At 50.9% G+C, this 6,994-nt stretch carries 8 protein-coding genes; all 8 read right to left on the reverse strand.

The features are described from left to right. Positions 1 to 11: 11 nt before the first annotated feature. The 8 genes from HY768_00005 to HY768_00040 all read right to left on the reverse strand — a co-directional run bounded on the left by HY768_00005 (position 12) and on the right by HY768_00040 (position 6,326). Positions 12 to 326 (reverse strand): hypothetical protein, encoded by a 315-nt coding sequence (locus HY768_00005; protein ID MBI4725607.1) that lies wholly within the window; start codon positions 324 to 326, stop codon positions 12 to 14. A gap of 201 nt (positions 327 to 527) precedes the next feature. Continuing rightward, positions 528 to 692, reverse strand: coding sequence for a hypothetical protein (locus HY768_00010; GenBank protein MBI4725608.1), 165 nt, complete (start codon positions 690 to 692; stop codon positions 528 to 530). A gap of 27 nt (positions 693 to 719) precedes the next feature. After that, positions 720 to 1,886, reverse strand: a complete 1,167-nt coding sequence (locus tag HY768_00015; protein MBI4725609.1) for a DUF4097 family beta strand repeat protein — start codon at positions 1,884 to 1,886, stop codon at positions 720 to 722. A 155-nt stretch (positions 1,887 to 2,041) separates the two neighbouring features. Further along, positions 2,042 to 2,407: a DUF2089 domain-containing protein gene (locus HY768_00020; GenBank protein MBI4725610.1), complete on the reverse strand. Its 366-nt coding sequence runs from the start codon at positions 2,405 to 2,407 to the stop codon at positions 2,042 to 2,044. A gap of 213 nt (positions 2,408 to 2,620) precedes the next feature. Next, on the reverse strand, positions 2,621 to 3,784 hold the full coding sequence (locus tag HY768_00025; GenBank protein MBI4725611.1) for a tetratricopeptide repeat protein: 1,164 nt from the start codon (positions 3,782 to 3,784) through the stop codon (positions 2,621 to 2,623). Further along, entirely contained in the window at positions 3,726 to 4,043 is a 318-nt protein-coding gene (locus HY768_00030; protein ID MBI4725612.1) for a tetratricopeptide repeat protein, read from the reverse strand. Before HY768_00030 ends, HY768_00025 begins: the two co-directional genes overlap by 59 nt. Before the next feature lie 64 nt (positions 4,044 to 4,107). Next, complete coding sequence (locus HY768_00035) at positions 4,108 to 5,061, reverse strand: ROK family protein (protein ID MBI4725613.1); 954 nt, start codon at positions 5,059 to 5,061, stop codon at positions 4,108 to 4,110. Between the two features lie 1,052 nt (positions 5,062 to 6,113). Beyond that, entirely contained in the window at positions 6,114 to 6,326 is a 213-nt protein-coding gene (locus tag HY768_00040) for a helix-turn-helix transcriptional regulator (protein ID MBI4725614.1), read from the reverse strand. Between the last annotated feature and the right edge of the window lie 668 nt (positions 6,327 to 6,994).

Here is a 6,994-nt window from a genome sequence, read left to right on the forward strand (position 1 = left end):
CCTTACATTGTTTATAGGTTCTTCAGCCGTTGGGCGGCCTCCTCGGCCGACATTTGTCCGCTTTCTACCGCCTTGAGTATCTGTTCCCGAGACTGCTTGTCCCCCTCGCTTTCCAGCGCCGAGCCGTTGGTTTTGGGCTTGCGCCAGGCAAAAGAGTCTATCACCTTCATTACTCCCCAGGCGATAATCAATATCGGCCAGTCCCGGGAGAAAGAGAAATGGAAGGAATAAACCCCATAATTGGAAAGCAACAGCAGGGATCCCAAAGCGATCCAGAACAAAGCCCACAGGATCTTGCGGGGGCGGTTTTGGTAATAAAAGAACATTTGGCCTCCTTGTTATTTTTTTAAGTTTCCCCTGTAAAGCCACCTAAACACCCGAAATTCTCTAAAATAAATTTTTCCTGTTTTTCGTTTGTTTTGGTGGTAAAAAGTTCTTTTTCAGTGGCAACCATTTAAATTGAATCGATCAGTTTGGACAAGCCCATTACGATGAATATCACCGGCCAGTCAAGCCTTAAAGAAACGTCAAAGGGCAGGACCTGGTGATTGGCCAGCAGGCTGACGACGCCCAGGGCGATAAAAACTCCGGCCCACAACCTGGTGATTGGCCAGCAGGCTGACGACGCCCAGGGCGATAAAAACTCCGGCCCACAAGATTTTACGCAACATTTTGCTGGTGGATTTTTCCATTTTAAATTTCCTTTCCTGTTTATGGAATTAAGATATTGTTATGTCGCCGCTGACGGTCTTGATGTCCAGACTGCCTTTGCCGTCGCCCAATTTTCCCGACAAGCTGCGGTTGCCCTGACGAAGCCCGGACAGGTCCGGTTCACATTCAATATCTCCGCTGACCGTGCCGGCCTCGATGACCGCCGATGATCCCTTGTCCAGGATCAGCGAAACATCGCCCGAGACGGTGTTAATGGCCGCCTGTGATCCCTCCTCCAACGGCCCTTGGAACTGAATATCGCCGCTGGTGCTGCTGACCTTCAATTGGCCGATCTTTTCCGTCCGGATATCGATGTCGCCGCTTACCGTCTGTCCCTGCAGATCTCCCGACAGGGAAATGCTTACGTCTCCGCTGACGGTCTGAAAGGACAGGCCGCCGGAACAGTCATTGATCCCGATATCGCCGCCGGCAGTGTTTATCTTCAGGGAGGCCTCGGTGCAGCCGCTGGCTGTTATGTCACCGGAGACAGAGGAAAGATTGTTCTCGCCTTGGCAGCCCGATATTTCTATTTCGCCGGAGGCGGTGTTGAGCCGGCATCCGCCCGTCAGGTTCCAGACCGAGATCTCTCCGCTGGCCGAGGATATCTCAGCGGCCAGGTGTTTCGGCATCCCAATGGTGAAATCCACCTTGGCCCGGCGCTTCTTGGTCCAGGGGGGGCCATCGACCTTTATCCTCAAAACACCCCCCTCGTTCTCGGTGCTGATGTCCAGTGATTTGAGTTTTTCTTTGGCTTCGTCCTGGTCTTCGGCCCAGACCTGGATGTCGGCTTTGACGGTGATCCGGTCGGTATCGGCTCCGATGATCTCGAAATCGCTGCGGAGCTGGCTGATGGATATGGCCGTGATCCCGGCGGCGGGGACGATTATTTCCTTTTCCTCCCCGGCCTTTTCCGAGCCGTGTATCCCATCAACATCAATATGAAAGCCCTTCAGATCTTTAAGGCTTTCCCTGACGCCGGCCATGGCCTCGGCCACGATCTTTCCGGGGTTTATCTGCCCGATGGTATCATGCAGGTCAGTCATATCATCACGCAAATGATGGTGATCACGACAGTGTTTTCCCTTGTTCAAAGCCGACAACAGCGAGTCGGCTTCCTGAGAGCTGATCCTGCCGCCCTCCAGCATTTTAAGTATTTTGATGGTTTCTTCCGACATGGCGGTCTCCTGTTGGGGCCGATAAATCGGCCCTTACTATTGGTTGGGACAATTCATCCAACTACGCCGCCTTTAGCGGCTACGTCGGACGCATGAATTGCCCTTACGTTAAGTGCCCTGACGGTTGTCTGTTGGGGCAGGTTTTAAACCTGCCCTTACTGCCTGGCCTTGTCCAGCAGTGCAACGGCCTGGGCCGCGCTGATTTTTCCTAATTCCAAGGCCTCCAGCACTTCCGAGCGGCTCATTGCCGGGGCAGCCTGTCCGGACAGGGCGGAGATGGCGTCGTCCAGCTTGTTGCGGACCGTAGGGTAAGAGATGCCCAGCCGGCTTTCCACCTCCTTGATATTGCCCCGCGACAGGATGAAGGTCTTTATGAAATCCAGCTGGTCTTCGGTCAAGCTGCCCAGGGGGGACAGGGGGAACTCTCCCCGGACGGTGGTGTCGCAGCCGGAGCACCGCAGTTCCGAGACATGCATTGGACCCTGGCAGGCCGGGCAGATATTGGGTGTTTGTTTGGGCATGTTATAGCAACTTCATTATCAGGAGGTTAGATCATTCTTTGCAGTTTATCCAAATGCACGTCTTCTTTTTAGTTGGTGGTTTTTCTAATTATAACAAAAAATATTGAATATGTCAAGAGATAAATTAATATTTTTAATATAAATATTAATAATGTTAATATAATAAAAAACGACCATTTAGGTCGTTTTTATAACTTTATGTTATTCAAGAGATTATCCAATATTGTTTAAAAATTCAATTTTTTGTAAATATTTAATATTTTTGGTTTTTTCGTATATTTTAACATACAAATTAAGCGCTTCTTGGCGGTGTTTTTCGGTTTTTGTCATAATGAACTTGTGAAAATACAGTTCAGCCCGCTCCCGGTTCCTGATGGCTAAATTTTCAAGTTCGGTGAGATCTGATTCGCCCGGGCTTGGCTTTTGTTGATAAGCCAGCAGGGTTTCCAAAAGGCTGGTATTAAAAACTACGTCCCGGCTTTGAATCTCTCTGGCGATGGCCAGCGCTTTAGAGTTTAAATCCCCGGATTCGGCAAACCGTTTCAGATGGTAAAAAAGGTCGGCCAGATGATAGAGGGCGTAACATAAAAAATACTTGCTGTTTATTGTTCCGGTGATTTTTATGGCCTGTTCATAATAATCAATTGCCGGGGTATAATCCTCCCGTTGTTTGTAATAGTCGCCCAAATGCCCCAGCACTTGGCCCTGGTTTTCCCTGTTTCCCAGTTCCTTGGCCAGGGCCAAGGCAAAGCTGAAATATTCCAGGCTTTGATCGTACTGCCCCCGGTTCAGATATACTGTGCCCAAATTGTCGCTGGCCAGGATCAGCCCCTGCTTGTCGGCCATCTGCCGGCTGATCAGGTGATATCTTTCAAAGCACGGCAACGCGTTGATGTAGTCGTCCAGCTCAAAATATATAGTGCCGATGTTGCACAGGGCATAGCTTTCCATCTGGAGGTTTCCCAGCTGGCGGGCCAGGGTCAGGTACTGTTGGGCATACTCCATACTTTTCTCCAGCCGGCCCTGCACCTCATATATCAGCCCGATGTTGCCGAGGGCCGCCACCATCGTTTCATCGTCGCCCATCTCCTTGGCCAGCCCGGCCGTTTTCTGATAGCATTCTATGGCCTTCTCGTATTCGCCCATCTGGTAATAGATGATGCCCATATTGCCGGTGGCCCGGCAAACCGTGCCCCGGTTGCCGTTATTCCGGGCCAGCTCCAGGGCTTTCTGCAGGCATTCCATGGCCCGGGGGTAGTCGCCCTGGTTGTGGTAGATCTCGGCGATGCCGTCGTAGGTATGACCCAGACCTTCCGGATCACGGTTCTTGGTTTGGATCTTCTCCCGATTTCCGGAAAAGCTCAAAGGCTGCTTCATAATTCCCCATATTTGTCAATAACTGGGCCAGGCGGTTCTGGGTCTCGGTTAAATAGCCAAGCTGGCCGGCGTTTTCCAGCCAAGCCACGTTGCTCTGGTAGACCATTTCGGCATTTTCCCAATCGCCCAGGGTCTGCAGCAGGTCGGCCTTCTTGTTCAACAGGGCAAAGGGCCAGTATCCGCCCGCTGCCTCGGTGTCCTGTCCGGCCAGCCATAATCTAGCTACTTTGTATTTATGTCGGTTATTGTCAAATTCCATTTATCTCCGATGGTTTGGAAAAGCAAAAAACGAAATCAGAATAAAAGACAACCGCCAGAAATTATTACTTTGGGATAACACCTGGAGTATTCAACAGGGCCGCCCCGATGGCCCCGGCCCAAGGCCCCAGCCGGGCAAGCTTGACTTTCACCCCAAGGGCATTATAGGGCATGGCCCGCTGTTTCATTTCCCGGACAACTGGCTTCATAATATATTTTCCGGCCTGGGCCACTCCTCCGCCGATTACGATGGCCTGGGGGTTGAAGATGTTGACGTAATTGGCCAGGCCCACCCCCAGCAGGATCCCTGTCTCGGCCAACGCTTTGACGGCGGCAACTTCGCCCCTTTTGGCCCGAACCGATATTTCAACCACGGTGAATTTTGAATTTTGAATTTTGAATTTTGAATTCAGGAAGCGATAGCGTCTTACTATAGCCCCGGCTCCCACCATGGCCTCCAGACAGCCCTTGTTCCCGCAGAGACAGCTGGGGCCGTCGTATTTTATGCTGACGTGGCCCAGTTCCCCGGCGCCGCCGGTGAAGCCGCGGTACAACTTTCCTCCAAGCACTATGCCGCCGCCCACCCCGGTGCCCAGAGTCAGGCCGACCACATCCTGATACCCTTTGACCGCTCCGCAAAAAGTCTCGGCCAGCACAAAGCAGTTGGCGTCGTTGTCTATGGCCAGGGGGACATTCAATCCCTTCAATTCATTTTTCAGCAGTTGCTCCAAAGGCACCGCGTCCTGCCAGCCCGGCAAGTTGGGAGAGTTGCGGACCGTCCCCCTGTTCACCAGACCGGCCGAGCCGATGCCGATGGCCCGCACGGACATTTTATTGGCGGCGGCCCATCCCACCAACTTCCGGATGGCTGCGGCCATGGTGCCGATCACGGCCCGGGCCCCGCGCCGGGCGGAGGTGGGAACTTGCAGCCGGTGGACAGGTTTAAGCGTTTTGGCGTCCAGTAGCACCCCCTTGATGTTGGTGCCGCCAAGGTCCAGGCCCAGCAAGACAGATTTCATATGCTTCTCCATGCCGATAATGCTTAACTTAACTATAAGGAAGCCATGAATGGCAGGAAAATATTTCATGGGCTCCGGGGTTCCCGATAAATTTCATGTGTTTAGAATAACTAAAAGCATAGCATAAAACCAACAATTTAGCAAGGCAAACAGATTATGTTAAATGAGGGCTGAATGATTATCTAATCATCTTCGGGAACATGTTGATCAACAGGTTCCAAACCCGGGTGTCGCGTTAAAATTATCAGTGAGCATCGCAGTTGATGGCGATAAAGGCTTGTCTGCCTGTTTGAGGGCTTGGCAAAAGCCCGAGTTCAGACAAGCCCGCCGGCAACGAGAAGCGCAACGCGGGCCTGCTGTAGCGTAAGCAAGGCCCGGATAATGGTTCGGCGCTGCTCACCACGGGTTTTACGCGAGCCAACTTCGCCGAAGTAGCTTACTTTATAGCAGCCTGCTACGTAGGCTGAACGAGCTTTTTTCTTTTTGGTTCTTTTTATGGAGCCTGCCCTGAGCAAGCCAACCTGCCTTGCAAACGAAGGGGCGGCACAAAAAAGAAAAAGAACATACTAATGGGAGCAGATACTTGTGGTGAGCGACTTGTACTGAGCTTGCCAAAGTAAGCCGAACCAATAGTAGACATAAGGCCATGAATGGCCTTGCTTATCTTCGATGGGCATCCTTAACCCAGCCCTTACATGTCCGCCGACCTGTCCGCCGTAGTGTGAACGAAGGAGGAAGGCTGATCCGCTTTGCGGGGCAAGCTGGGGCAAGCCTGGGGCAAGCGGGGCCGTGGGCAGGCGTGGAGGAGAGGAAGCCCAATATAAAGCGTAAGCGGATGGCGCTTGAAGCGGCTAAGCATGATAGCGTAGGCGAAAGTAGTCCGCCGAAGAAAGACCGAATAGTAGCAATTTGCCGAGTTTTTCATTCTTTTGGCTAGTGAGGTGATAAACTTTATGGCAGAAGGTTTTGCCTTGTAAAGGTATTTTAGCAGGTTATCTATGGAACGGTCTTGTTCGCTCTTTTTCTTTTTGGGGTTAGTTCAAAGAAGTCTCTTATCGGAGCATTTCAAAGAAACCGACAAATTCTCCAATGTGCCGATGGAAGGCGCAGGCAAGCCTCTTTCCCATGCCGCTGATGTGATGGACGCTAAGATTGCATTTTTCTGCTAATTGTTCTTGGGTTAGACCGCGGGCTTTACGCAAACCTCTAATTTTTAGGCCCAATGTTTTAAAAACATAAAGGCAAAAATATATGAATGAAATCATAAGCCGGTTATAGGCATATCCGCCCGTATGGTCTTGCTGGCAGCGGCGGAAAACGCAATAGAGTTTATCCTTAAATAAGCTTTGGGTCAGCATAAACGAGCGAAAAGCTGCCAGACCAGGAACGCGAGTGAAGCGTATCCACAGCGATACGGTGAATGAGCGTGACGTAGTATGGCAGTTTTGCAGCCGTTTATGCCCAAATTGTTATTTGAGGATAAGCTCATAATACCCACCGAAACTTTTTGCAAAATTTTTGTAGAATTGTCTTGACAAGCAGCATGGTTTTGTAGTAATATGACATCACAAATTTTTAAAGCAGATTTATCCGCTTACCGCTTTACATTATAACGTTATCTTTGCCTGTTCCGACACCGAACTCACCCCACTTCGGCTCTGCACTTTGATAAACTCAGTGCAACGCTCAGCGCAAGCCTGCCTCCGGCTTCCCCCTCTCTTGATTTTAAAAGAGAGGGGGAAGGGAGAAGGTGAATTATTCATTAAACCCGTCCGAACGGCGCTAACTTTACGGGCCTTTTCTTGTATGGCCGGCTTTACTATCGAAAAGGGGAAAAACCATGAAAACACCAAATAAAAGCGTCGCCGATCTCAACAAACAGCCGGCCACCAAGGCTGATATTGCCAAATTAGAAACCGGTCTCCGTAAAGAC

It is taken from the genome of candidate division TA06 bacterium (assembly GCA_016208585.1).
GTDB lineage: Bacteria > Edwardsbacteria > AC1 > AC1 > EtOH8 > UBA5202.

Excerpts from the sequence above, each read along its gene's own strand:
- HY768_00005 (MBI4725607.1), bottom strand. The coding sequence starts at position 326 with ATGTTCTTTTATTACCAAAACCGCCCCCGCAAGATCCTGTGGGCTTTG.
- HY768_00010 (MBI4725608.1), bottom strand. The coding sequence starts at position 692 with ATGGAAAAATCCACCAGCAAAATGTTGCGTAAAATCTTGTGGGCCGGA.
- HY768_00015 (MBI4725609.1), bottom strand. The coding sequence starts at position 1,886 with ATGTCGGAAGAAACCATCAAAATACTTAAAATGCTGGAGGGCGGCAGG.
- HY768_00020 (MBI4725610.1), bottom strand. The coding sequence starts at position 2,407 with ATGCCCAAACAAACACCCAATATCTGCCCGGCCTGCCAGGGTCCAATG.
- HY768_00025 (MBI4725611.1), bottom strand. The coding sequence starts at position 3,784 with ATGAAGCAGCCTTTGAGCTTTTCCGGAAATCGGGAGAAGATCCAAACC.
- HY768_00030 (MBI4725612.1), bottom strand. The coding sequence starts at position 4,043 with ATGGAATTTGACAATAACCGACATAAATACAAAGTAGCTAGATTATGG.
- HY768_00035 (MBI4725613.1), bottom strand. The coding sequence starts at position 5,061 with ATGAAATCTGTCTTGCTGGGCCTGGACCTTGGCGGCACCAACATCAAG.
- HY768_00040 (MBI4725614.1), bottom strand. The coding sequence starts at position 6,326 with ATGATTTCATTCATATATTTTTGCCTTTATGTTTTTAAAACATTGGGC.